This window comes from Streptomyces sp. LZ34, assembly GCF_053890475.1.
Genome location: NZ_CM132680.1, coordinates 11619067 through 11644840 on the forward strand (window position 1 = coordinate 11619067; position 25774 = coordinate 11644840).

The following is a 25774-nucleotide window of genomic DNA, read 5'->3' on the forward strand; positions in this document are numbered from 1 at the left end:
GCCCTCCTGGGTGGCGGCGTGGACCGGCGGGGCACCGGCCGTGCACATCGGGAACGTCGGCGATTTCAACGCCCAGTTCGCCGACGGTTCGCCGGCGGTGCGGCGCGCCGGGGGCCACTACGCCTGCCTGGCCGCCTTCTACAGCCCGAATCCGCGGATCCTCGTGTTCCCGCAGCAGGTCGAGGGCTTCTGGGTGCGGGAGCTGGCCCGCGTGCTGGAGTGGCAGGACGTGGAGGTGTACGGCGGGGTCGCGGGGGACGACGGCGGAGTGGCGGAGGCGCTCCTGGCCAGGCCGGCGCTGCTGGAGCGGATCGGGCGGTCCGGGCTGCCGGTGATCACCTGGGGCCGTACTCCGGAGTCCGAGCGGATTTTGGCACGGCCGGACGGCCTTGGCCGGGCGCTGCGTGTCACGCGCCGTTATGAGTCCAAGGCGACCGCCCACCGGCTGTTCCGCACGCTGGCCCCGGCCCACCCCGGCATCGTCGTCCCCGCGCAGGAGCGCGTGACGTCGCGCCGGCGGGCCGCCCGTGTGCTGGCCGCCCGTGCCGCCGCCGGGGCCGCGGCGGTGGTGAAGGCCGAGTACGGGGTGGGCGGCTACGGCACCATCGTGGTGACGCCCCGTCAGGTCGCCGAGGCCGGTGGCGCCCGGGCCCTTGTCAAACGCCTGGCCCGGGGCACCGTGCTGATCGAGGAATACATTGATGGTGCTGGTGCTGGCTCCGGCCCCTTCCGGAACCTGACCTTCGATGCCGTCGTCGACGACGGTGGCGCCGTCCACCCCGTCGGCGTGGGGGTGATGGACATTGACGGGACGAGCTACCAGGGGGTCACGGTCGGCCCGGGGGCCGTGCCCGAGGTGCCCGCCGGGGTCGCCGAGAGGTTCGCGGCGGCCGTGGGCCGGGCCCTGGCCGCCGAGGGCTACCGGGGCTGGTACGACGTCGATTTCGTCATGGACCCTGCGGGCCGGCTCGCCCCCGTCGAGATCAACCTCCGGCTCACCGGCCCGGCCGTGGCGTTCATGATCCAGGCCAGGCTGGGCCGGCTCCAGGGCGGCCGGCCCGTCGTACGGACCCTGGACCGGCTGCCGCTGGGCGCCCGGCTCCCGGCCGTGGCGCTGGCCGACCACCTCGGCGAGGTGGCCCGCCGGTGCCGCTCGCTCGGGGTGACGCTGCTGCCGACGGTGGTGACCGCGGCCTTCGAGCCGGACCCCTACGTGGGCATGGCGCTCGCGGCCCGCACGCCGGGGGCGCTCGACGCGGCGGAGGCGGTGGTGCGCTCGGCCAACGACGCCCTGGGCGGGATGTTCCTGGACGCCGGCGTCAGCTCCGGTCCGTCTTCCGGGGCTGCGCCGCGACGAACGCGACGACCACGGCGGCGGCGACCATGAGCGTGACGTTGAAGGCGTAGACGAGGGCGGCCTGCCGCGCCCAGTCCGTCTTGGCCGCGAGCCGGTAGTAGTTGTCCTGCGGCCACCACGCGATCAGCAGCCAGACCACCGCGAGGTGCGCGGCGCTCGTCAGGGCGGGGGAGCGCCCCTGCTGGGCCATCAACGGCCGCCCGCAGAACAGGAATCCCATCCCCAGCCCGAAGGCGAGCGACTCAACGACGTACAGCCCGGTGAACAGCGCCGCCCAGGGCTGGGGAACCAGCGACAGATCGGTCGAATACGGCCAGAGAGCGTCGGTGAGAAACCAGGACAGGAAGGAGAAGAACACCGTGAGCGCCGCGATGGAGCCCCATGTGCTGCCCCCCTCGCCCCCGTCGCCCGACACCGCCCCCTTCCCGCCCGGCGCGCGCCGTGTGGCGTCGCGCTGCGCCGGGAGCGGAAGTCCGCTCCGGTCGATCTTGCCGGACCGCGTTCTGGGCAGTGAGGCCACCTGGGCCAGCGTCTGCGGGGCCCGGGCGGACGGCAGCCGGGTGGACAGGAACAGCTGGAGCTCGCTCCAGTCCACCTCGCCACCCTCGACGGCGGTGACGTAGGCGATCAGGGTCTTCCGGCCCTTGCCGAATTCGATGGTGGTGACCAGGCACTCCCCGACCGATGGATGCCCGCGCAGCACCGCCTCGGCGTCGGCGTGCGAGGCCACCCGGCCGAGGTGTTCGAGACCCCCGTCGTCGCGGATCCGGCCGCGGTCGCCGGTGCGCAGGAACTGACCGGACTTGAACGCAGGGCCGTCTCGATAGCCGCGGCCCAGGACCGGGCCCTTGACGCCGAGTTCGCCCCGGGCTCCCCGGGCGGCGGGCGCCCCGCCCCGGCCGAGCACCGCGACGGCGGCGCCGGGGAACGCCGTGCCGATCGGCGAGACGCGCTCGGGGTGCTCGGTGACCGCGGGCCGGTCGGGCAGTTCGAAGTACGCACCCGATCCGGCGGCCTCGGTCACTCCGTAGACGTTCAGGATCCGCACATGCGGCCCCAGGGTCCGGCGCAGGGCCTGCTGTTCGTCCAGGTACCAGCTGTCGCCCGAGACGGCGATCAGCCGGACGGCCGCGAGGTCCGCGCCGTGCGCCTTCAGGTGCTGGTGCAGGCCGCGGACGGTCGGGACGTCGCACGTCACGACGGTGACCGACTCGTCGACGATCAGCCGGTGCAGCGGGGCGGCGCCGCCCGCCCGGTCCAGGTCCTCGTCCCGGCCCGCCAGCACCAGGGTGCCGCCCGAGCACAGCGCGCGGACCCAGTCGGCCGTGAATCCGGCGAACTCCGAAGGGGTCGTCTGGAGATGCCTGTCCTCGGAGGTGAGCCGGTACACCACCCGCCACCCCTCGTAGGCGCTCACGAGGTTGCGATGTTCGATCAGGACGCCCCTGGGCATCCGCCCGGCCGTGCCGGAGGTGTACAGCACACACGCCAGGTCCGAGGTGCGGACACCGGCGTCGAGCGGGTCCCCGGACCGGGCGGCGATGGCCTCGGCCTGGGTGTCCAGGCAGATCACCGGCCGGCCCGAGCGGACCGTGTCGGACACCATGACCCGCAGCGACTCCCAGGTGACCGCGGCGAAGAGCCCCTGGTCCGCGAGGACGTGGCGCAGCACCGACGGCGGCGCGCCCGGCTCCACGGGCACATACGCCCCGCCCGCCTTGAGCACCCCGAGCATCGCCGTCAGGACCTCGGCGTCGCGGCCCAGGCACACCGCCACCGGCCCGCCCCGGGGCAGGCCCGCCTCCCGCAGATGGCGGGCCAACCGGTTGGCCCGCTGGTCCAGTTCACGGTACGTCAGCTGCCGGGACCCCGATATGACGGCGACCGCGTCGGGTGTGCGGCGCGCGTGGTCCTCGTACAGCTGGTGGACGCACCGTCGCGCGCGGGAGGCGGAATCCTCGGATGTGGGCGGCTCCTGCGGCATGACGTGTCCCCCGGCGGTCGTCGGATCGGCCCTGCGCCTGATCTGTGATCATGCCCAGGGCCGCGCTTCCGCACAATGGCACGCCGGACCGGTGCCGGGTGGTTGCGCCGAGGAGGGGTCAGTTGTTCTGGACGAACTGCTTGGCCAGGCCGTCGCCGACGGAGACCGCCTTGTCGTGGTTCTCGATGGGCGAGACCGAGGAGTTCTTGAAGAGGATGTACGTCACCCCCGAGTCCGCGCCGCCGGTCTCCGGGTCGGGGTCTATCCCCAGCGCGCTGGCCGTCGCGTAGGACGCCTCGCCGATTATCTTGGTGGGGCCGGTGTCGCCGACCACGGCGTACTCCACCTTGTTGTTGTAGATGACGGCGACCACGCCGCCGCCCTTGATGCCCGCCTGGCTGTAGTTCCAGGTGGAGCTGGTGCTCGGCACCACCACGTACGGCAGCTTGTCGGCGATGAGCGGCTTGCCGTCAGACTGGTGGAAGGCCGTGTCGTCCTGGAACCACGGGTCGGTGTCCTCGTTGCACCGCGAGGTGACCTGGCCGTCGCAGTCGATATCCATGTCGGCCTTCCAGAAGACCGCTCCGTTGGCGCCGCAGACCGGGATGGTGGCCGAGGTCTCGTCGTCGGTGCGGTACTTGCCGTTGGATATCTGCGAACAGCCCTGCACCTTGGCGAGTAACTGGGCCGCCGTGACCGTGCCTTCGTTGGCCGACTCGGGGGCCGGTGCCGGGCCCCGGGTGGCGGCACCGGCCCCCGTGGTGACGGAGACGGCCAGCAGACCGGCGCCGGCGAGCGCGAACGCGAGTCGCTTACGCATGACACACCCCTTTGTTAGGAACCTTTCCTAACCTCCCCTGCACTGTGGCGACTTGATAAGCTCATGTCAACAGTGAGGGCGGGGGCCGTCGTCCGCGTACGGGCCGCTCACCCCAGCTCGTCCGCGATCTCACGGACGCAGCGGCGCAGCCAGATGTGTCCGGGATCCGCCTCCAGCCGCGGGTGCCACGCCTGGGAGATCGGCAGCCGCGGCAGCTCCAGCGGGATCTCGAAGGTGACCAGGCCCAGCCGTTCGATCTGCGGTCCCGGCAGCCGCCGCGCGGTGCGTGCCACCAGATCGGTGGTCGCCGCCATCATCAGCGCCGCCGAGAACGTGGGCACCGAGGCGACCACCCGGCGCCGCAGCCCGAGTTCCGCCAGCCGCTCGTCGATGGGGCCGTACAGCTTGCCGCGCCGGGAAGCGGTGATGTGGTCGGCGGCGGCGAACCGCTCCGGTGTGACCTCCTGGTCCAGGAGCGGGTGGCCGCGCCGCGCCACGCCGACGTTGTCATCGGTGAACAGCGCCTCGACACGGATCTCGGGGGCGGGCCGGGCTATCACCCCGAGCTCCAGGTCGGCCCCGCCCTCGCGCATCACGAGCGAGTCTCCGGGGCCCTCCGGGATCAGCCGCAGACAGACCCCCGGCGCCTGCCGCCGAACCCGCTCCAGCAGCCGCATCCCGATGAGGGTCAGCAGCGCGTCGTCGGCCAGCAGGGTGAAGGTGCGCTCCAGGGCGGCCGGTTCGAGCTCGCCGACCGGGGTGAAGACCGCCTGGGCCCGCTCGACGATCTCCCGCACCTCGGCGCGCAGCGCGAGCGCCCGCGGGGTCGGCACCATCATCCGCCCCGAGCGGACCAGGACCGGGTCGCCGAGCGCCTTGCGGATCCGGGCGAGCGTACGGCTCATGGCCGGGCTGGACAGATGCAGCCGCTCGGCCGCGCCGCTCACGCTCCCCTCCCTCAGTAGCGCGTCGAGCGCGACCATCAGGTTCAGGTCCAACTTGGATTGCGTCATGTGCACTTATCCCTTGCATAAGTTGCATTTGCGGTTAAGTCGAGGGCTGCCTACGTTACAAGTCGACGGCCGGCCGCCGCACTTCACCTCTTCCGCCCCTCGGGCACCGCCCTCTTCGGAACGCGAGGTTCTCCCATGTCCGCCACCGCCACCGCCGGGCGCACCGCGCCGCCGGACCGCGGCCATCCGCGCCCCGGCGCGGTCCTGGCCCTGATGTCCTCCTGCGTGATCCTGACCATCGCCCTGGTCGCCGCCGTCAACCTGGCCGTCCCCAAGCTGGTCGCGAGTTCCCTGCACCCGACCTCCACCCAACTGCTGTGGATCGTCGACGCGTACGTCATCGTCTTCGCCTGCCTGCTGATACCGGCCGGGGCGCTCGGCGACCGGCGCGGCCGCAAGGGAACGCTCCTCACCGGCCTCGCGCTCTTCGCGGGCGGCTGCCTGGTGTCCGCGCTCGCCCCCGACGCCGCGGTGCTCATCGGCGGCCGCGCTCTCACCGGAGTCGGCGCCGCCCTGATCATGCCCGCCACGCTGTCGCTGGCCCTCCAGTCCGCCCCGCCCGAGCGGCGGCCGCACACCATCGCCGTATGGACGGCCGCGACCGGCGCCGCCGGCATGGTCGGCAACCTCGGCGGCGGCCTGGCGCTCCAATATCTGCCGTGGCAGGGGCTGTTCTGGGTGATGGGCCCGCTCGCGCTGGTGCTGCTCGCGCTCACCGCGCGGTTCGCGCCCCGGGGCGAGCGCCACCCCGCCCACCCCGACCTGCCCGGCACCGCGCTGCTCGTCCTCGGGTTCGTGGCCCTGCTCTACGGCGTCATCGAAGGACCCGAGCGGGGCTGGACCTCGGCCGGTGTCCTGGGCGCGCTTGGCGCCGCGGCCGTCGTGCTCACCGGCTTCGTGGTCCACGCGCTGCGCGCCGCGCACCCGCTGATCGACCCGAGGATCTTCGCCGTCCCCCGGCTGCGGGCCGGGACGCTGGGCGTGACCCTCTCCTTCTTCGGCCTCTTCGCGCTGTTCTTCGTCAACGCCCAGTATCTCCAGTACGCCAAGGGCTACTCGCCCGCGCTGACCGGGCTGGCCATCGGGCCGCTCGCCATCGGCATGCTGGCGGTCTCCGGCCGCAGCGTCGCGCTTTCCCGGCGCTTCGGTGCCCGGCGCGTGATCGCCGTGGGGCTCGGCACCCTCGTCGCCGGGCTGGCTCTGCTGGCGTTCGCCGACGCCGGTACCCCGTATCCGCAGTACGCGCTGGTCCTGCTGGTCATGGCCGTCGGCATGGGTCTGTCGCTGCCGACGCTGTCCATGGCGATCATGGACGCCATGCCGCACAGCCGGGCCGGACTCGGCTCGGGACTGGGCAGCGCGTCCCGGGAGGTCGGCAGCGCGCTCGGGGTGGCCGTCATGGGCACCGTGCTCACGGGCCGCTTCACCGACCGGCTGCCGCCCTCCGTGGCGGAACACGCCTCCTCCCCGGGCCAGGCGCTCGCGGCCGCGCGGCACCTCGGGCCCGCCGCGCACGCCCGCGCGGTCACGGCCTTCACCGACGCGATGTCCGTGGGCTTCGGTGTCATCGCTGCCGTCGTCGCGGTCCTCTCCGCCGTGGTGGTCGTCTGGTTCCGGGAGGAAACGCGCTGAGTCCGTTAAGAACTGGGCATTGACGCGAGTCGATCCAGAAAACCGGTTGCTCTCACATACGAGAACGGTTATGGCCGCAGGTGCCGGATTGGCGAACCTCGGGGTGGGTGAGGTCTGTGCCCGTGTGCTGCTCCGCCTCGAGGTTCGCCGGGCTGTCCGGGCACAACAAGGATGTCCAAGGGGTGGACGCCAAAGTTGGGCGACGTGCCTCCGCCGGAACTCGCTAACGCGTCGATGCCGTCCGCGGCAATTTCCCTGATTCTTTGTGCTATCTCGGGCGCGCTGTGCGCCTTTATGCCTATGACACATATGGAATCCGCTGGTGGAGGGGGGTCCGGGAAAGAAGTGATCTTCTAGGTAAAACGGGCAATTGTCTTCGTTTTGCGTCGTCTCTATAGGTGTTGCAAAGGCAGGTCTCCATGCATAGAGTCGCTCAGTGGCTTCCTGCTGCCGCTGTTCGGCTAACGCTTCGGTATTGACCGCCCGAACGTGCCGGGAGAGGGGGATGGCATTGTGTGTGATACGGCCTATTGATTCGCCTTCGGCATCGCCGAATCTCTCTGATATTCCAGTCGTAGATTTCGAACGGGACCGGTCCCCTCATCACCGCGAGCGCCGCCAGAGGTCACCGTTGGTGTGGGAGGTGTTGGAGCGTGCGGTCGACTGCCGCCAGGGACGACGGCCGTGAGTGCCTCGTCGTGCTGTCCGCCGGAACAGCACGGACGCTGGACGCGGTGACAGCCGATGTCGCCGACTGGCTGCGCGGGCTCTCGGACACGGGCCTCGCGGACGCCGCGTACACCCTTGCCACCGGGCGGAGGAGCCACCGGTACCGACGCGCGGTGCTGGGCCACGACGCACGGCAGGCCGCCCACTCGCTGGAAGAGCTGCTGACGGGCGGCGGCGCCGGGCATGAGGGCGCCGCCCGCTCCGGGACACCACTGGTGTTCGTACTGCCCGCCGAACTGGCCGACGTCGAGCGACTGGCCGCCGAAGCGGCGCGTGCCCACCCGGGCTTCGCCGGATACCACCGTGCCTGTCGCCGGGCAGGCGCTCTCCGGTACGGGCGCCGAGGAGCCGTCTTCGCCTTCGAATACGCGATGGCCCGGCTGTGGCTGCGCTGGGGGCTGCTGCCGTGCACCCTGTACGCCGACGGGGTCGGCGTCCTCGCCGCCGCCGCTGTCAGCGGCGAGCTCGGCCTGAGCCGGGCCGTGGCTCTGCTCGGCGCCCCGGAAGACACGGCGGACGACACCGTTCGCCGCACCCCCCGCATACCGACGGAGCTCCTCGAGGAGTGCGGGCCGGACCCGGCTGACGGCGTCGTCCTGCTGCCGGGTACCGACTCCCCGCTGGAGGGGCTGCGGCGCGCGTGGCTCGCGGGCGCGGAGGTCGACTGGCAGCAGGTGTACGAGGGCCGGGAGCACCGGAGGATCCGGCTGCCCGCACTCGGGAAGGCCGCCCGGCGGAATGACGCGGGACGCACCGAGGGCGCGAACGGTACGAAGGACGCGCCCGAGGTGCCCTGGGTACTTTCGGCCCCGTCGGGCACCGCGCTCAGGGAACGGGCCGCCGACCTGAAGGCCATGGCCGGGCGCGACCCCGAACGGCCGCCCGCCGGGACAGGCTGGTCGCTCGTGGCCGACCCGGCTGCCGCCGTGGCGGAATCCGGCCACCGCGCGGTGGTGATCGGCCGCTCCCACGAGGACTTCCTGCGCGGGCTCGCCGCTGTCGGCTCCGGCCGGCCGGCCGTCGGCGTCATCCGCGGCACGGCGTCGGTGACCGATGGGCGGGTCGTCTTCGTCTTCCCCGGTCACGGCTCCCAGTGGCAGGGCATGGCCGCGGACCTGGTCGAGTCCAGTCCGGTCTTCCGCGAGCAGGCCGAGCGCTGTGCCGAGGCCCTCGCGCCGCACCTGGACTGGTCGCTGATGGACGTGTTGCGCGACCGGCCCGGGGCGGCCTCGCTGGAGCGGATCGACGTGACGCAGTCCGCGCTGTTCGCGGTCATGGTGTCGCTGGACGCGCTGTGGCGGTCCTGGGGCGTGCGGCCGGATGAGGTGATCGGGCACAGCATCGGCGCGTTCGCCGCCGCGTACGTCAGCGGGGCGCTGTCGCTGGAGGACGCGGCGACGGTGGCCGCCCGGTGCGGCAAGGCCCAGGCCACGCTCGCGGGTATCGGGGACATCGCCTCGGTCGAGCTGCCGCCGGAGGCGGTGCGCGAGCGACTGGCCGGCCACGGCGGCCGGATCGAACTGGCGGCCGTGAACGGGCCCGACTGGGTGCTGGTCTCCGGTGACCGGGAGGACGTCGCGAGGCTGGTCGAGGAAGTCCGGGCCGATGGGGTACGGGCTCGGGTGATCAACGTGGGGCTGGCCGCGCACTCCGCCCACATCGACGCCATCACCGGCCGCATGATGCGGGATCTGGCGTCCATCGGACCGCGTCCGGTCGAGATCCCGTTCCGCTCCTCGATCACCGGTGAGCTGTTACGGGGCACCGAACTCGGCGCCGAGTACTGGTGCCGCAATCTGCGGGAGAGGGTGGAGTTCGCGCGCGCCGTGCGGGCCCAGGCGGACCGCGGGTTCCGGACATTCATCGAGATCAGCCCCCATCCGGCGCTGGCCATGGGGGTCAAGGGGACCCTGGAGGAGGCCGGGGCCGGGGCGGACGGCGTGGTCGTGGGTTCTCTCCGGCGTGGCCAGAGCGGGCGGTCCGCCATGCTCTCAGCCCTGGCCGAGCTGTATGTACGGGGCGTGCCGGTGGACTGGGCCGGGCCGTTCGACCGGAGCCCCGGCCCCGGCCGGGCCGCCGAGCGCGGTGCACCCCACCCCGCTCCGGCCGCCCCGTCCGTCCACGAGGGCGCGGCGCGCGGCGGCGCGTCGCAGGCCGAGGCGGAGCGTGCGCTCCTGGATCTGGTGGGCGCCCATGCGGCGGTCCTGCTCGGAAGGGACTCGCCCGACGAGGTGGACCCGGGCTGGCGGACCCGGTCGCTGGTCGCGCTGGGCTTCACCTCCCTGATGGCGGTCGAACTGCGCGACCGGCTGATCCGGGACACCGGCTTGCGGCTGCCGCGCACCCTGGTGTTCGACCACCCCACCCCGCTGGCGCTGTCCCGCTTCCTCGCGGCGGAGTCGCGCGGCGCCGCGGGCGGCGAGACGCCGGCCCCCGGGGCCGCGGCGGCCGGGGAGGGCGAGGCCATCGCCATCGTGGGCATGGCGGCCCAACTCCCCGGAGCCCGGGACCTGGAGGAGTACTGGGAGCTGCTGCGCGACGGACGGGAGGCGATATCCCGATTCGACGACGAGGAGCTCGCCGCGGCCGGGGTGCCGCAGGACCTGATCCGGGACCCGCGCTATGTGAAGGCGTACGGTGCGCTGCCCGAAGGGGAGCTGTTCGACGCCGCCTTCTTCGGTATGACCCCTGATGAGGCGGAGCTGACCGACCCCCAGCACCGGCTGTTCCTGCAGACCTGCCATGCCGCCCTGGAGCACTCCGGCTACGGCGCCGGCCACCGGCAGGGAGCGATCGGCGTCTTCGGCGGCGCCGCCAACAACACCTACCTCCAGCACCAGGTGCTCGGCGCCACGGATCGGACCACCACCTCCCAGTACCTCCGCGTCATGTTCGGGAACGACAAGGACTACCTGGCCACCCGCGTCGCCTACAAGCTGAACCTCACCGGCCCCGGCTACACCGTCCAGACAGCCTGTTCGACCTCGCTGGTGGCCGTCCACGTCGCCTGCCAGGCGCTGCGGGCCGGCGAGTGCGACCTGGCGCTCGCGGGCGGGGTGGCGCTCCGGGTGCCCCAGGTCCAGGGACATCTGTACGAGGAGGGCGCGATCCTGTCGGCCGACGGGCGGGTGCGCGCCTTCGACGCCGGGGCGAGCGGCACCGTCTTCGGCAACGGCGCCGGCGTCCTCGCGCTGAAGCGGCTGGCGGATGCCGTGGCGGACGGCGACACGGTGCACGCGGTGCTCCGCGGGACGGCCACCAACAACGACGGTGCGGAGAAGGTGAGTTACGCGGCGCCTGCCCGGGAAGGGCAGGCGGCGGTGATCGCCCGCGCCCAGGCAGCCGCCGGGGTGGACGCCGCGACGATCACCTATCTGGAGGCGCACGGCACGGGCACCAAGCTGGGAGACCCCGTGGAGGTGGCGGCGCTCACCCAGGCGTTCCGGCGCACCACCGCCGGAACGGGGTACTGCGCCATCGGCTCGGTCAAGCCGAACATCGGCCACCTCGACGCCGCCGCCGGCGTGGCCGGCGTGATCAAGGTGGTACTGATGCTGCGTCACCGGTCCATCGCGCCCAGCATCAACTACCGGCGCCCGAACCCCGCCATCGAGTTCGACGGCACCCCTTTCCGGGTCGTGACGCGGATCCGCCCGTGGACGGTGCGGGGCATGCCGCGCCGGGCCGGGGTCAGCTCGTTCGGCGTCGGCGGTACCAACGCCCACGCGGTGCTCGAGGAGGCACTCGAACGGGAGCCCTCCGGCCCCTCACGCCCCGAACAGCTGCTGCTCCTGTCGGCCGAGACCCCGACGGCCCTGGACCGGGCCGCCACCCGCCTCGCGGAGCACCTGCGGCGCCACCCCGAGGTGCCGCTGGCGGATGTCGCCCACACCCTGGCCGTGGGCCGCGCGGCACACCGCTACCGCCGGGCGGTGCTGTGCCGGACCACTGAGAACACCGAGAGCGCCGAGAACACCGAGAACACCGAGAGCGCCCAGGAGGCCGCCCGGCTGCTGGAGGACCGCGGTGGGGACGCGGGCCGTACGGCGCAGACCGGGTACGCCCTGCCCTCCGTCGCCTTCGCCCTGCCCGCGACCGGCGCCGACGAGGACGGGCGGTGGGCGGCCGCGCTGGCCGCGACCGAGCCGGTGTTCGCCGAGCGGTACGACGCCTGTGCCGCGGCCGGCGCGCTGGAGCAGGGCCCGCGGGGCCGGGCGTTCGCGTTCCAGTACGCCCTGGCCGGGCTCTGGGAGGACTGGGGGCTGCGTCCGGAGGTGCTGTTCGCCGAGGGCGCCGGGGAACGGGTGGCTCGCTGCCTGACCGGCGCCCTGAGCATCGACGAGGCGCTCGCCGGTCTCACCTCACCCGCCGCGGATCCGGACCCGGTCGACAGCGGGCCGAGGCCGCGGATCCTGCCGTACGGCGACCTCGCGCCCGCCGAGGGACGGGTGGTTCTCACGGCCCGGGCGGAGTCCCCGCTGGCCGGGTTGAGGGATGCCTGGCTGGGCGGGGCGGAGATCGACTGGGAGCGTTTCTACCACGGCCAGCGGCGCCACCGGGTGCCGCTGCCGACCTATCCCTTCGAAGGACGGCGGTACTGGCTGGAGCCCGCCGGGCCGCCCCAGGCGCCCGCGGAGCCGGCCGTCGCCGTCGACGGGCCCGCGGGCGGCGGGGAAGCGGACGCGTCCCGGCTGCGTGAGGTGCCGGACCCGGCGGGGGCGGGGCGGAGGTGTCAGGCGATCACCCTCACCGGCGGCGAGCCGTACCTCGTCGACCATGTCGTGCACGGCGCGTCCGTGTTGCCCGCGGCCGTGCACCTGGAACTGGCGCGCGCCGCCGCCGAGCTGGCGACCGGCGCGCAGCCCGGGACGATCCGGGAGGTCGGCTTCGAACGGATGCTGACCTTCGGCGGCGACGCCCGCACGCTGCGCGTCCTGCTCGAACCCCGCGGCGCCGGACTGGGCTTCGCCGTGACGGCGCCGGACGCCGCCCGGCCCGGCAGCGACGGGGTGTACGCGCGTGGCGAACTGATCATCCCCGAGGCCGGCCCGGCCGGTGCGACGAGGGACCCGGAGCGTATCGACCTCGGAGCCGCCCGGCTGAGCTGCCCGAGCGAGGTCGCTCCCGGCACGTGCTACGACCTGCTGCGGGCGCGGGGTCTGCGGCACGGCACCAGCCTGCGCGCGCTGCGCGACTTCAGGCACCGCGGGGGCCAGGAGGCCGTCGCCGTCGTCGAGGTGCCGGAGACCGGCGCCGAGACCGTGCCGGGCGGCGGTTTCGGCGGGCCCGGGACGCTGGTGCTGCACCCGGCCCTGCTGGACGGCGCCCTCCAGGCGGCGGTGTGCCTGCTTGCCGTCTCCGACGAGGACCGAGGAGCCGGTTACCTGCCGATCCGGCTCGGCGAGCTCCGGCTGCTCGCCGCCCCCGGCAGCCGCTGTACGGTGCACGTCACCCGGACCGCCCTCGGCGCCGGTGGCGCCGGGAACCAGGTGGCACGGCTGGACCTGGCGCTGGCCGACGAGGACGGGAACGTCGCCGTACGGCTGTCCGGGCTGGTGCTGCGCCGCGTCACGGGCGCCACCGGGGCGACGGCCGCGGCACGTCCGGCCGAGGAGCGCCCGGAGGCAGCCGCCGGGACGCCCGCGGTGTTCCTGCGCGGCCACTGGGAGCCCGCGCCGCTCGCCGCGTCCGGCGGCCCGGGCAGCGGTCCGTTCCTCCTGCTCGCGGACGGTGAAGGGGCTCGCCTGGCGCTGCGCCGGGCCCTGCGGGACGCCGGGGAGCAGGAGGTCCCGGTGGTCCTGGCGACCTCGGGATCCGGTTTCCGCCGCACCGACGAGCACACGTTCCGGGTGGATCCGGCGCGGCCCGGCGACTTCGCCGAACTGCTGGCGGCGCTGCACGCCGACGGGATCGCGCCCCGCCGGATCCTGCACGGCTGGAGCCTCGCGGCGCGGCCGTCCGACGCCTTCGGCGCCGACCTGCTCGACGTGGGCGTCGGCTCGCTGTTCCACCTCACCAAGGCGCTGCTGGCGCGGCGGCCGGTGGAGGGGGTGCGGCTGCTGTTCGTCCATCCGGTGGGGCCCGATCCGTTCGGCGGCGGGCCGGCGCCGGCGTACCAAGGGGTGGCGGCATACGAAGCGGTCGCCGCGTTCGCACGGACCGCGCGGCTGGAGAACCCGGCCCTGGAGTACCGGGTGTCGGGCGTCGCCCCGGCCGCCCTCGGCGAGCGGATGGCCTCGCTGTTGGGCGAGTTCGACGCCGCCACCGGCCGCGAGCCCGAGGTCCGGTACGAGGGAGACATCCGCCTGGCCCGCCGGTACCGGGTGGCGGACCCGCCCGGCGCGGTCGGCCACCGGGCCGGCGGCGGGACGGTGCTGCGGGACCGCGGGGTCTATCTGATCACCGGCGGAACGGGAGGGCTCGGGCTGCTGCTCGCCGAGCACCTGGCCCACCGGGTCGGCGCGCACCTCTTCCTGGTGAGCCGCTCCGAGCCGGACGCGCCTGCCCGGGCACGGATCGAGGCGCTGGCCGCTGTCGGCGGCACGGTCCGCCACCTGCGGGCGGACGTCTCCCGGGAGGACGACGTCCGTGCCGTGCTGGCGGCGGTGGAGGCCGAGCACGGCACGCTGCACGGGGTGGTCCACGCCGCCGGTGTCCTGCGGGACGCGTTCCTGGCCAACAAGGCCCCGGAGGACCTGTGGGCCGTCCTGGCCCCCAAGATCCAGGGAACGGTCCATCTGGACCGGCTGACCGCCGGCCACTCCCTGGACTTCTTCGTGACCTTCTCGTCGGCCGTCGCCGCACGGGGCAACGTGGGCCAGGCCGACTACGCCTTCGCCAACGCCTTCCTGGACGCCTCCATGGCGCACCGCGAGCGGATGGTGGCGGCGGGGCGGCGCAGCGGCAGATCCCTGTCGATCGGCTGGCCGCTGTGGCGGGACGGCGGGATGCGGCCCGACGACGCGTCGGCGGCCCTGCTCGAAAGGAGCCTGGGCTCCGTCGCGCTGCCCGCCCCGGTCGGTCTCGCGGCCTTCGAGACCGCCCTCGGCCTGCCGGGCGGAGCGGTCCGGGTCGCGCTCTCCCCGAACCCCGACGAGGCCGACCCCGCCCGCCACGCGGAGCCGGACCGGGGGCAGGGACGGACGGCGGAGCCGGATCTGCGGGCGGTGGCCGAGGACCTGCTGCGGAAGACGCTCGCGGCGCAGACCAAGCTGGAACCCGCCGCGATCGACCCCCGGGCGACACTGGACCGCTACGGCATCGACTCACTCCTGATCGTCAAGCTCAACGGAGTTCTGGAGGAGAGCTTCGGGGAGCTGTCCAAGACCCTCTTCTTCGAGTACGCGACCCTCGCGGAGCTGGCCGAGTACTTCGCCGCCCACCACGCCGAGCGGCTCCGCGAGCTGAGCGGCGTCCCGCGGGCGTCGGCGAGGCCGGCGGCCACGCCCACCGCGGCAGCGCCGCCCGACGCCGGATCCCCGGAGGGCGGCCAACCCGAAGGCAACCATCCCGAAGGCCGCGGTCCGGAAAGCAGCTGTCCCCCAGACGCCATCGCCGTGATCGGCTTGAGCGGCCGTTACCCGATGGCCGCGGACCTGGAGGAGTTCTGGCAGAACCTGACGCGAGGCCGTGACTGTGTCACCGAGGTGCCGCCCGAGCGCTGGGAGCACAGCCGCTTCTTCCAGGAGGGCGCGCCCGTCCCCGGCCGTGCCAACAGCAAGTGGGGCGGGTTCCTCGACGACGTCGACCGGTTCGATCCGCTGTTCTTCGGAATCTCGCCGCGAGAAGCCGAGCTGATGGACCCTCAGGAGCGGCTGTTCCTCCAGACCGCGTGGCACGTCGTGGAGGACGCCGGCTACCGGCCCGCGGACCTCGCCGGACGGCAGGTCGGGGTCTTCGTCGGCGCCATGTACGCCGAGTACCAGCTCTACGGCGCGCACAACGTGCTGCGTGGGGAGGGGCCGGTGGCGGCCTCGCTGCACGCCTCGATCGCCAACCGGGTGTCGTACGTGCTGAACCTGGCCGGGCCCAGCATGGCCGTGGACACCATGTGCTCCTCCTCGCTCACCGCGATCCACGTGGCCTGCCAGAGCCTGCGCGCGGGGGAGAGCGACCTGGCGATCGCCGGAGGCGTCAACCTCTCCCTCCACCCGCACAAGTACGTCTACCTCAGCCAGGGCCGGTTCGTGTCGACCGACGGCCGGTGCCGGTCCTTCGGCGCCGGCGGCACCGGTTACGTACCCGGCGAGGGCGTTGGCGCGGTCCTGCTCAAGCCGCTGCGCCAGGCCCTGGCCGACGGAGACCACATCCACGGCGTCATCCTCGGTGACGCGGTCAACCACGGCGGCCGCACCAACGGCTACACCGTGCCCAACCCCAACGCCCAGCGACAGGTGATCGAGCGAGCCCTGCGCCAGGCCCGCGTCTCGCCGCGCGACATCGGCTACGTCGAGGCCCACGGCACCGGCACCGCGCTCGGCGACCCGATCGAGATCACCGGCCTGCGCAAGGCGTTCCAGCGGGGCGACGGGGACCAGGGGGCCGAAGAGAAGCCGCAGGACTGCCCCATCGGCTCGCTGAAGTCGAACATCGGCCACCTGGAGGCGGCCGCGGGCATCGCCGGCCTCACCAAGGTGCTTCTCCAGTTACGGCACGGCCGGCTGGTGCCCTCCCTGCACGCCGAAACCCTCAACCCGGCCATCGACTTCCTTGGATCCCCGTTCCGGGTGCAGCGGGAACTCGCCGACTGGCGGCCGCACGCCGACGACGGCGGGACCGCCCCGCGCCGGGCCGCACTCAGCTCGTTCGGCGCCGGGGGCTCCAACGCGCACCTGATCCTGGCCGAAGGGCCGCCGTCGCCGGCCGCCCCCTCGGCCCCCGCCGCCCGGCAGCGCACCGCTGAGCCCCTGCTGTACGTGCTGTCCGCGCGGGACGAGGAGCGGCTGCGCGAGTACGCCGGACGGCTCGGCCGGTTCCTGCGCACCGCGCGGGCCGACCTCGCCGACGCCGCCCACACGCTCCTGCGCGGGCGGGAGCCCATGGCCGAGCGGCTGGCCGTGGTCACCGGTGACGGGGCGGCCCTCGCCGAGGCGCTGCTCTCCTTCGCCGAGGGCGGTGCCGCACCGGCGTACCTGTGGCACGGGCGTGCCGGGGAGGCGCCCCCGCCCGTCGGCCCCGCCGCGTCGGACCCCGACCCGGTGACGGCGGCTCGCCGGTGGGTGGCCGGAGCGGACCCGGACGAGGTCGCGCCCCTCGCGCTCGCCGGCGCTCCGGCGGCAGGCTCCCGGCCGCGCCGCATACCGCTGCCCGGCTATCCGTTCGCCCGGGAGCGGTACTGGCTGGGCGGCCCGGCATCCGTCGCGAAGGAGCCGGTCCCGCCCGGAGCGGCGCCGCTCCACCCGCTGCTGCACGCCAACGAGTCCACGCTCACGGAGACCCGGTTCCGCACCACCCTGCGAGGCGGCGACGCGCTGCTGCGCGACCACCAGGTCGCCGGGCGGCCGCTGTTGGCCGGCGCCGCGCTGCTGGAGATGGCCCGCGCCGCGGTCGGGCGGGCGGTGGGCCGGACCCCCGGGCGGTTGCGGGACGTGGTGTGGGGACGAGCGGTGGAGGTGCTGGACGCCACGCTCGACGTCTTCGTCGCGCTGCGATCCGAGGGCGCGGACGAAGCCGGGCCCGGCACCGTGGCGTTCGAGGTGTTCAGCGAGACGGCGGACGGCGGACGCGTGACCCATGTGCGTGGTGTCGCCGTCACCGGCCCGCCCGGGCCGGCCGGACGGCCGCTGGACCTGCCCGAGGCGCGCCGCCGCTGCGCCGCCTCGCGCGACGGCGCCGAGGTCTACGAGGACTACCGGCGCGTCGGCTTCCGCTACGGCCCGTCCTTCACGGTGTTGCGCGAGGTGCGGATCGGCGCGGACGAGGTGCTGGTGGAGGCCCGGCTGCCGGAACAGCCGGCGTCCGCGGCCGCGGCGGACTTCCTCCTCCATCCCGCCCTGCTGGACGGCCTGTTGAGGTCCGTGCACTGGATGAACCGCCATACGGCGCCCGGTGCCGACGACCTGGTGGTGCCGTTCTCGCTGGGGGAGATCGAGATCCTCGCGCCGCTGCCGCCGGTCTGCTTCGCCCGCGCGGTGCCGTCCGCCGGCTCCGGCCCGCGATCCGTGGCCGTCCAGCGGTTCGACGTGGTGATCGTCGACGAGCGGGGAGAGGAACTGGTCCGGGTGCGCGACTTCGCGGGACGGGTACTGACCGCCCCGGCCGGGCCCGGGACCGTCGTGGCGCGGTCCGCCGCGGGCGAACGGGCCGGTGAGCCGCTGTTCTACGCGTTCGACTGGGCCCCCCGGACCCTGCCCTCGCCCATGGGCCAGGACTCCCGGGCCGCGGACACGCTGCTGGTCCTGGCCGCGGACCCGGAGCCGGCCCGACTGCTGGCCCGGTCCGGCCGGTGGGCCCGGGTGGTCCGGGCGGCGGCGGGCGGCCGGTTCCGCGCCGTCGGCCCGGACGAGTACACCATCGACCCCCAGGACGCCGGCCACTACCGGCGTCTGCTGGCCGAGGTGGCCGGCGAGGGCGAGCGCCCCGGGTTGGACGTCGTCCACCTGTGGGACCTGCCCGGCGGCGAGCCGCCGCCGGGCGACCCCGCCGACGAGCCCGCGCTCGCGGAGCAACTCGCGCGGCTGGACGCGGCGTTCGGCACCGGACTGTTCGCGGTGCTGAACCTGCTCCAGGCGGCGCGGGACAGCCATGGCACCGTCCGGCTGCTGTACGGGCACACCGGGCCCGCGCGTGCGGCCCGGCCGGAGCTGGAGGCCGTGTCCGGCCTGGCCCGAGCCGCCGAGGCCGGCCCGCCGCGCCTGTGGTTCCGCTCCGTCCGGTACGACGGAGCCGTACCGCGGCCGGAGGGGCTCGCCCGGACGGTGCTGGACGAGTTCGCCGCCCCGGCCGACGCGGCGCCGCGGACGGCGGAGGTCCGCCATGACGAGGCCGGGCGGCGCCATGTGCGCGTGATGCGTCCGGCGCCCACGCCGGGCGCCTCCCTCCCCGCCGTACCCCTGCGTGAGAAGGGCGTGTACCTGATCACCGGCGGCACCGGCGGGATCGGGCTGGTCTTCGCCCGGTACCTGGCCGAGCGGTACCGGGCACGGCTGGTGCTGCTGGCCCGCTCCCCACTGGGGCAGGCGGCCCGGGCGGAGGTGGCCCGGCTGACGGAGCTGGGTGGCGAGGTGCTGGCCGTCCGGGGCGATGTGGCGGTGCCGGACGACGTACGGCGGGCGCTGGCCGGGGCGAAGGAGCGCTTCGGGCGGCTCGACGGCGTCTTCCACGCCGCCGGCGTGTACGACCCGACGCCGCTGCCCGGGGCGGACCGCGAGCGGTTCGAGCGGGTACTGGCCGCGAAGACCCGCGGCACGGTCAACCTCGACGTGCTCACGCGGGATGAGCGGCTCGACCTGTTCGTGCTCTTCTCGTCGGCCTCCACGGTGCTCGGTGACTTCGGAGTCGGCAGCTACGCCGCGGCCAACCGCTTCATGGACGCCCACGCCGTGCGGCGTGACCAATGGGTCCGGGAGAGGCGCCGGCACGGCCGCACCCTGTCGCTCGCCTGGCCGCTCTGGCAGGTCGGGGGCGTGGACTCCTCGCTGGGGGAGGCCGAGTTGGACCGTTATCTGACCGGCACGGGGATGCGTCCGGTGACCGCGGACGAGGGGCCGGAGGTCTTCGAACGGGCCTGGGCCCATGGAGCACCGCTTGTGCTCCCCGCCGCCGGGGATCGCGTCATGATCGAACGCGCGCTCGGTGTCGAGGGCGGGCGCGCCGAGGCTGCCGCCGCCCCCGTGCCGCATCCGGCCCCGGGACCGGACCTCGCGCCGCCGGCCCCCGACACCTCGGCGGACGCCCGGCTCCGGTCGCGGGTGGTGGAGCACGTACGTACGCGCCTCGCCGAGGTGCTGAAGCTGTCGGCCGCCAGGCTCGACGGCCGTACCGCGCTCGACGCCTACGGGCTGGACTCGGTGCTGGTGATGGCGGCCAACTCCTCGCTCAGCGGGGATTTCCCGGGCCTGCTCGGCACCCTGTTCTTCGAATACCGCACCGTGGAGGACGTCGCGGAGTACCTGATGCGGGAGCACTCCGAGGCCGTGGTGCGGCTCTTCGGGCGGGCGGCCACCGAGGCCGGCCCGGAGACGGGGACGGACGCGGCGCCTGCCCGGACGCCGTCGGCGCCCCCCGCCACCACGGCCCGTCCCGCGCGGGGCGCCGCTCGTGTCACCCCCGCGCCGTCCGGGTCCGACGAGGACGTGGCGATCATCGGCATGAGCGGGCGCTACCCCAAGGCGCGCGATCTGGACGAGTTCTGGGAGAACCTGCGGACCGGGCGGGACTGCGTCACCGAGGTGCCCGCCGGCCGCTGGGACGCGCGGGCGCTGTTCGACCCGGACCCGTCCGCGGCGGGCAGGAGCTACTGCCGGTGGGGCGGGTTCCTCGACGACGTCGACACCTTCGACTCGCTGTTCTTCCGGATCTCCCCGGCACAGGCCAGGACCATGGACCCGCAGGAGCGGCTCTTCCTGGAGACCGCCTGGGCCGCCCTGGAGGACGCGGGGTACCCGCTCGACGCCCTTCCCCGGCCGCGCTTCTCGCCCGATGGCCGCGACGTCGGCGTGTTCGTCGGAGTGATGTGGGGTGACTACGCGGTGCTGGCCGCGGAGGAGTCGTTCCGCGGCAACCACACCAACGTCCTGGCCAACCGCTCCTACATCGCCAACCAGGTGTCGCACTTCGGAGACTTCCGCGGGCCGAGCGTCGTGGTGGACACCGCGTGCTCCGCCTCCCTGGTCGCGGTCCACATGGCGTGCGAGAGCATCCGCCGCGGCGAGTGCGGCTACGCGATCGCGGGCGGCGTGAACATCGCCGCGCACCCGGCCAGGTACGTCCACCTGAGCCGGATCAACATGCTCGCCGAGGACGGCAGGTGCCGGTCCTTCGGCGCCGGCGGCAGTGGCTATGTGCCCGGTGAGGGCGTGGGCGCGGTGCTGCTCAAACGGCTGTCGCGGGCCGAGGCCGACGGTGACCGCATCCATGCCGTGATCAGGGCCAGCGCGGTCAACCACGGCGGGACCACCAGTGGTGTGACCGTGCCCAATCCCCGCGCCCAGCAGGCGCTGATCGAGGAGGCCCTGCACCGTGCGGGGGTCGACGCGCGCACCATCGGGTGGGTCGAGGCCCACGGCACCGGCACCGCGCTGGGCGACCCCATCGAGCACACAGCTCTGGAACGGGCCTTCCGCTCCCACACCGAGGACCGCGGTTTCTGCGCCCTCGGCTCGGCCAAGTCGTCGATCGGCCATCTGGAGGGTGCCGCGGGCATCGCCGGTCTGACCAAGGCCGTCCTGCAGATGCGGCACGGACAGCTCGCGCCGTCGCTGCACGCGCGGGAGCCCAACCCCGTCATCGACTTCGAGCGGTCGCCGTTCCGGCTGCAGCGCGAGCTCGCCGACTGGCCGCGGCCGTCGTCCGGCGCGGGAGAACTGCCGCGCCGGGCCGGGGTCAGCGCCTTCGGAGCCGGCGGCACCAACGCCCACGTGATCATCGAGGAGTACCTCGGTGGGCAGGACCGGCAGCCGGCCGAGCCCGGGACGGGCCGACCGGAGCTGCTGACGCTCTCCGCCCGCACCGAGGACCGGCTGGCCGCCTGCGCGGCGAGGCTGGCCGCCTTCCTGCGCCGCGAGAGCGACGCGGGCCGCCCGCCGGCGCTCGCCGACGTGGCGCACACCCTTCAGGCGGGCCGGGAGCCGATGGCCGAACGCATGGCCGCCACGGTGTACGGGCTGGACGAGGCCGTGGCGGTGCTCGAGGCGTTCGCCCGGGGCGAGGCGGGGGACCGGGTGGTCCGGGGCGCCGCCGGGGCGAACGCCGTCAGCGACCTGCTCACCGGCGTACCGGAGGGCCGGGACCTGGCGCTGGCGCTGGCCGCGGCGGGCGACTGCGACCGGCTCGGCCGGCTGTGGGCCTCGGGCCTCGCACTGGACCCGGACGCGCTCCAGCAGGCCAGGCCCCGACCGGCCAGAAGGATCTCGCTGCCCACGTACCCGTTCGCCCCGGAGCGGCACTGGATCGCACGGCGCTCCGCACCCGCGGCCGCGCCCGGCCCAGTGGCCTCGGAAGCCGACGGGCCGTCACCGGGCGGGTACCGCAGGACCGTGCGCCCGGACGAGCCGGTGGTGCGCGACCACGTCGTACTGGGCCGCCGCATCCTGCCCGGGGTCGCCCATCTGGACCTGGTGTTCTCCGCGGTGCCCGGCACCGCCGGCCGGCCGCGGGCGCTGAGGGACGTCCGCTGGCAGTCGCCGGTGGCGGTGGACGGTGAGGCGGTCGAGCTGGTCCTGCGCGTCGAGGACGACGGCACCGTCGTCCGGTACGAGATCCGCGGCGGTGACGGTGCGGCGGCGGTCGCCCACTCCGAGGGCGTCATCGCGGACGCACGGCGGGACGTCCGGCCCTCCGGCACGGGCGACGCGGCCGGCACCGGCCCGCTGTCCGTCGAGGGCATCCGGGAACGCTGTCCGACGACCCGGTCGGGCGACCAGCTGTACGCGTCACTGGACGGCCGGGGCCTGTGCTACGGGCCCTGGTTCCGGGCCGTGGAACGGGTGTGGACAGGCGACGGCGAGGCCCTGGCCAGGCTCGTCCTGCCCGCGGACCAGCGCTCGCGGGACGGTCGGCACGTCCTGCACCCCGGGATGGCGGACGCCGCCCTCCACACGGTCGCCGCGCTCCTCGGCCCCGGCGACGGCGTGCCGCTGCCCTTCGCGGCCGAGAGCGTGGAACTGCTGCGGCCGGTCCCGGAAGCGGGCTGGTCGCACATCACGGCGCGGGGCGGGCACCGGTACGACATCGTGCTGCTCGACGATGCGGGCCAGGCGTGCGTGCGCTTCCACGACCTCGCCTTCCGGCCCGCCCGGGGACCGGCACCGGACCGCGTACACAGGCACGACGCGGCCCCGGAGCCGGCCGGCGGGCACGAGACGTTCACCTACCGGCCCCGCTGGGTGCCGTCCCCGCTGCCCGGACCCGCCCGCCCCGCCGTGGGCCGGGAGACCGTGCTGGTCGTCGCCCCCGACTCGGCGCGCGACCTGGCGGCGGCGCTCGCCCGGGCACACCTGCTGCGGGGCGACGAGGTCGACCACCTGTGGCTGGAGGAGGACGCCGCGTCGGCGGACGGTGTCGACCGGGCCCTCGCCGGTCGCCCGGTGCCCGGTCTGGTGTACTTCCTCGGCGGCACGCACGATGCCCCCGCGGCCTCCGTACCGCACGACGCGGGCCCCTCGCAGGCCCGCGAGGAGGTCATGGCACTGCACCGCCTGGTGCGCGGCCTCCTGCGGGGCGACACGCCGACCGGTACCGCCCCGGGCGCGGGCACCGGCCTGCCCCTGTCGTTGAAGGTGGTCACGACCGACGCCTTCCCACTCCGCGAGGACGAGCCCTCACGGCCTTGGTCGGCCGGCCTCTGGGGTTACTGCTCCGTGCTCGACAAGGAGTTCCCGTCCCTGAAGGTCGCGTACGCGGACATCCGTGGCGAGGAGGCCGCCGAAGCGGTCGAAGCGGTGGTGGCCGAGCCGTTCCAGCCCCGGCCCCAGGCGGTGTCGCTGCGCGGCGGGGTCCGCCGGACGCTGCGGCCGGAGCCGGTGGCACTGCCGCCCGCGGCGGACGGCGTCCGCTTCCGCGACGACGGCGTGTACCTCATCCTCGGCGGTTCGGGCACGGTCGGCCACGACACCGCCCTGCACCTGGCGCGGGCCCACCGGGCGAAGCTGGTACTGGTGGGCCGTACCGCCCCCGACGAGCGGCGCGCGGCGCGGCTCGCCGAGATCGAGCGGTGCGGCGGAGAGGTCCTGTACCTCGCGTGCGACGCCACGGACCCGGCGGCCCTCCGCGACGCGGTGGCCCGTGCCAAGCAGCGGTTCGGACGTCTGCACGGTGTCATCCACTCGGCGATGGTGCTGGGCGCCGCGCCGGTCCGCGAGCTCGACGAGGCGGCCCTGCACACGGTCCTCGCGGCCAAGACCGACACCACCTGGAATCTGGCCGCGGCGGTGTGGGAGGAGCCCCTGGACTTCCTGCTCCTGTACTCCTCCGGAGCCTCCTTCGTCGGCAACACGGGGCAGACGGGGTACGCGGCCGGCTGTGCCGTCGCCGACGCCCTGGCCCGGCACCTCGCCCGCACCGCCCGCTTCCCCGTCCGCACGCTCAACTGGGGATACTGGCACTCCGGCGGAGACCAGGGCCGACAGGAGGCACTGCGCCGGCTCGCCGAAGTCGGCATCCGGCCGATCGGCGCCCGTGAGGGCATGGAGACCCTGGAGCGCTTCCTCTCCTGCGGCCTGCCCCAGATCCTGGCGACCCGCGCCTCCGGCCCGATCCTGGAAGCCCTCGGCGTGGACCCGTCCGCGCGCGTACGGCTGCACCGCGGGCAGCCGTCCGCCCCGACGGCCGGGGCCGGTGCGGAGCCGATCCGGATCGGCGGCGCCGAGTCGGAGCGGATCCGGGAACAGCGCGCCGCCTCCGAAGCGCTGGACCGGCTCGGCCGGCTCCTGCTGCTGGGCGCCTTCCAGCGGGCCGACGTGCTGACCCGCGCCGGCGAGCGCCGTTCGGTGACGGAGCTGCGCCGGGCGCTCGCGGTGACGGAACGTCATCACCGGCAGTACGAGGCGCTGCTGGACGTGCTGGCGCTGGGCGGCCTGGTACGGCGCCAGGGGGACGAGGTGATCGCCCTGCCCGCGGTCGAGGACGAGGAGACGCGCCGGGCCGTCGCCGACCCGGACGCCGCCCGCCGGCTGCTGCCCGCCGGGCAGCCGTGGACCGAGGCCGTGGCCGACCTGCTGCTGCGCTGCTCACGGGAGTTGCCCGGGGTACTGGCCGGGACCACCGCGGCCACGGAGGTGCTCTTCCCCGGGGGGTCGCTGGACGCGGTGACCGCCGTCTACCAGGGCAACCCGATCACCGACCGGCTCAACGCGCAGCTGGCCGACGTGGTACGACGGTACGTCCAGGAGCGGCTGGCCGCCGACCCCGCGGCCCGTATCCGGGTGCTGGAGGTGGGCGCCGGCACCGGAAGTACCACCCAGGAGGTGCTGGCGGTACTCGCGCCGTTCGCGGGGCGGGTCCGGTACACGTACACGGACATCTCGGCAGGGTTCGTCCGGCACGGCCGCAAGCGCTTCGCTGACGCCCACCCGTTCACCGAGTTCCGCGTGCTCGACATCGAGAGGGACCCCGCCGGCCAGGGGTTCGCGCCGGACAGCTACGACATCGTGCTGGGCACGAACGTCTTCCACGCCACCAGGCGGATCCATCGGACGGTGGAGCGGGTCAAGGTGCTGCTCCGGACGAACGGCCTGCTGCTGGCCAACGAGGGGACCCGGGCCGACCACGTGATGACACTGATCTTCGGTCTGACCGACGGCTGGTGGGCGTTCGACGACCCGGACCACCGGATTCCGGGCAGCCCGCTGCTCAGTGACGGTTCGTGGCGCGACGTGCTGTACGGCTGCGGTTTCCAACGGGTCGTCACGCACGGTGTGCCGCAGGACGGGGAGACCACGCAGAGCCTGGTCGTCGCCGAGAGCGACGGTGTGGTCGTCCGGCGGACGGAGCCCGCCACCACCCCGGCCGGATCCGCCGGAACGGTGGCGCCGCAGGACGGCCGCCCGGCCGCCGACCGCTACGCCGTGGCCGAGGAGTTCGTGCGGCGCGTCTTCGCCCGGGTGCTGGAGATGGCCCCGGACCAGCTGGACCCGGAGGCGACCTTCGAGAACTACGGCATCGACTCCCTGGTGGTACTCCAGCTCAACAAGGAGCTCGAGCGGCACCTGGGCCGGGTTCCCGCGACGCTGCTGTTCGAGCAGATCACCATCGGCCGACTCGCCCGCTGGCTGCTCGCCGAGCATCCGGACGCCCTGGAGGAGCCGGCACCACCACGGGACGGGGAGCCGCCGGCCCGGCCGGGCACGCGGCCGGAGTCCGGCGCGGCCCCGGGCCCGGTACGCGAACCGGTCGCGCCGGCCGGAACGGGACTCGAGCGGATGGTCGAAGCGCTGTCCGACGCCGAGGTCGACGACCTGCTGCGGCTGCTGACCCCTCCTGGGCCACGCCGCGGTGGACGGCCGGCGGCCAGGCCATGACGGCCGGGGCGGGGACGGGGCGACGGTGAGGACCGCGGCCGAACAGCCCGGTTCGACAGGTGA

At 74.4% G+C, this 25774-nt stretch carries 6 protein-coding genes; 3 read left to right on the forward strand and 3 right to left on the reverse strand.

Annotated elements, in window-relative coordinates:
* Positions 1 to 10 precede the first annotated feature (10 nt).
* Entirely contained in the window at positions 11 to 1387 is a 1377-nt protein-coding gene (locus ACWY4P_RS50190; protein ID WP_456207478.1) for a hypothetical protein, read from the forward strand.
* Here ACWY4P_RS50190 and ACWY4P_RS50195 read toward each other — a convergent pair.
* From ACWY4P_RS50195 to ACWY4P_RS50205, 3 genes are all read right to left on the reverse strand, one after another.
* Entirely contained in the window at positions 1320 to 3341 is a 2022-nt protein-coding gene (locus ACWY4P_RS50195) for an AMP-binding protein (protein WP_456207479.1), read from the reverse strand. The genes ACWY4P_RS50190 and ACWY4P_RS50195 overlap by 68 nt on opposite strands.
* A 118-nt stretch (positions 3342 to 3459) precedes the next feature.
* Entirely contained in the window at positions 3460 to 4161 is a 702-nt protein-coding gene (locus tag ACWY4P_RS50200; RefSeq protein WP_456207480.1) for a glycoside hydrolase family 75 protein, read from the reverse strand.
* A gap of 107 nt (positions 4162 to 4268) precedes the next feature.
* Positions 4269 to 5174: a LysR family transcriptional regulator gene (locus tag ACWY4P_RS50205; RefSeq protein WP_456207481.1), complete on the reverse strand. Its 906-nt coding sequence runs from the start codon at positions 5172 to 5174 to the stop codon at positions 4269 to 4271.
* Positions 5175 to 5309: 135 nt separating this feature from the next.
* On the opposite strand from ACWY4P_RS50205, the gene ACWY4P_RS50210 reads away from it, so the two are divergent.
* Both ACWY4P_RS50210 and ACWY4P_RS50215 read left to right on the forward strand, forming a co-directional pair.
* Positions 5310 to 6806: an MFS transporter gene (locus ACWY4P_RS50210; RefSeq protein WP_456207482.1), complete on the forward strand. Its 1497-nt coding sequence runs from the start codon at positions 5310 to 5312 to the stop codon at positions 6804 to 6806.
* A 653-nt stretch (positions 6807 to 7459) separates the two neighbouring features.
* Positions 7460 to 25711: an SDR family NAD(P)-dependent oxidoreductase gene (locus tag ACWY4P_RS50215; RefSeq protein WP_456207483.1), complete on the forward strand. Its 18252-nt coding sequence runs from the start codon at positions 7460 to 7462 to the stop codon at positions 25709 to 25711.
* The last annotated feature ends 63 nt before the right edge of the window (positions 25712 to 25774 follow it).

Excerpts from the sequence above, each read along its gene's own strand:
- ACWY4P_RS50210 (WP_456207482.1), top strand. The coding sequence starts at position 5,310 with ATGTCCGCCACCGCCACCGCCGGGCGCACCGCGCCGCCGGACCGCGGC.
- ACWY4P_RS50200 (WP_456207480.1), bottom strand. The coding sequence starts at position 4,161 with ATGCGTAAGCGACTCGCGTTCGCGCTCGCCGGCGCCGGTCTGCTGGCC.
- ACWY4P_RS50205 (WP_456207481.1), bottom strand. The coding sequence starts at position 5,174 with ATGACGCAATCCAAGTTGGACCTGAACCTGATGGTCGCGCTCGACGCG.
- ACWY4P_RS50195 (WP_456207479.1), bottom strand. The coding sequence starts at position 3,341 with ATGCCGCAGGAGCCGCCCACATCCGAGGATTCCGCCTCCCGCGCGCGA.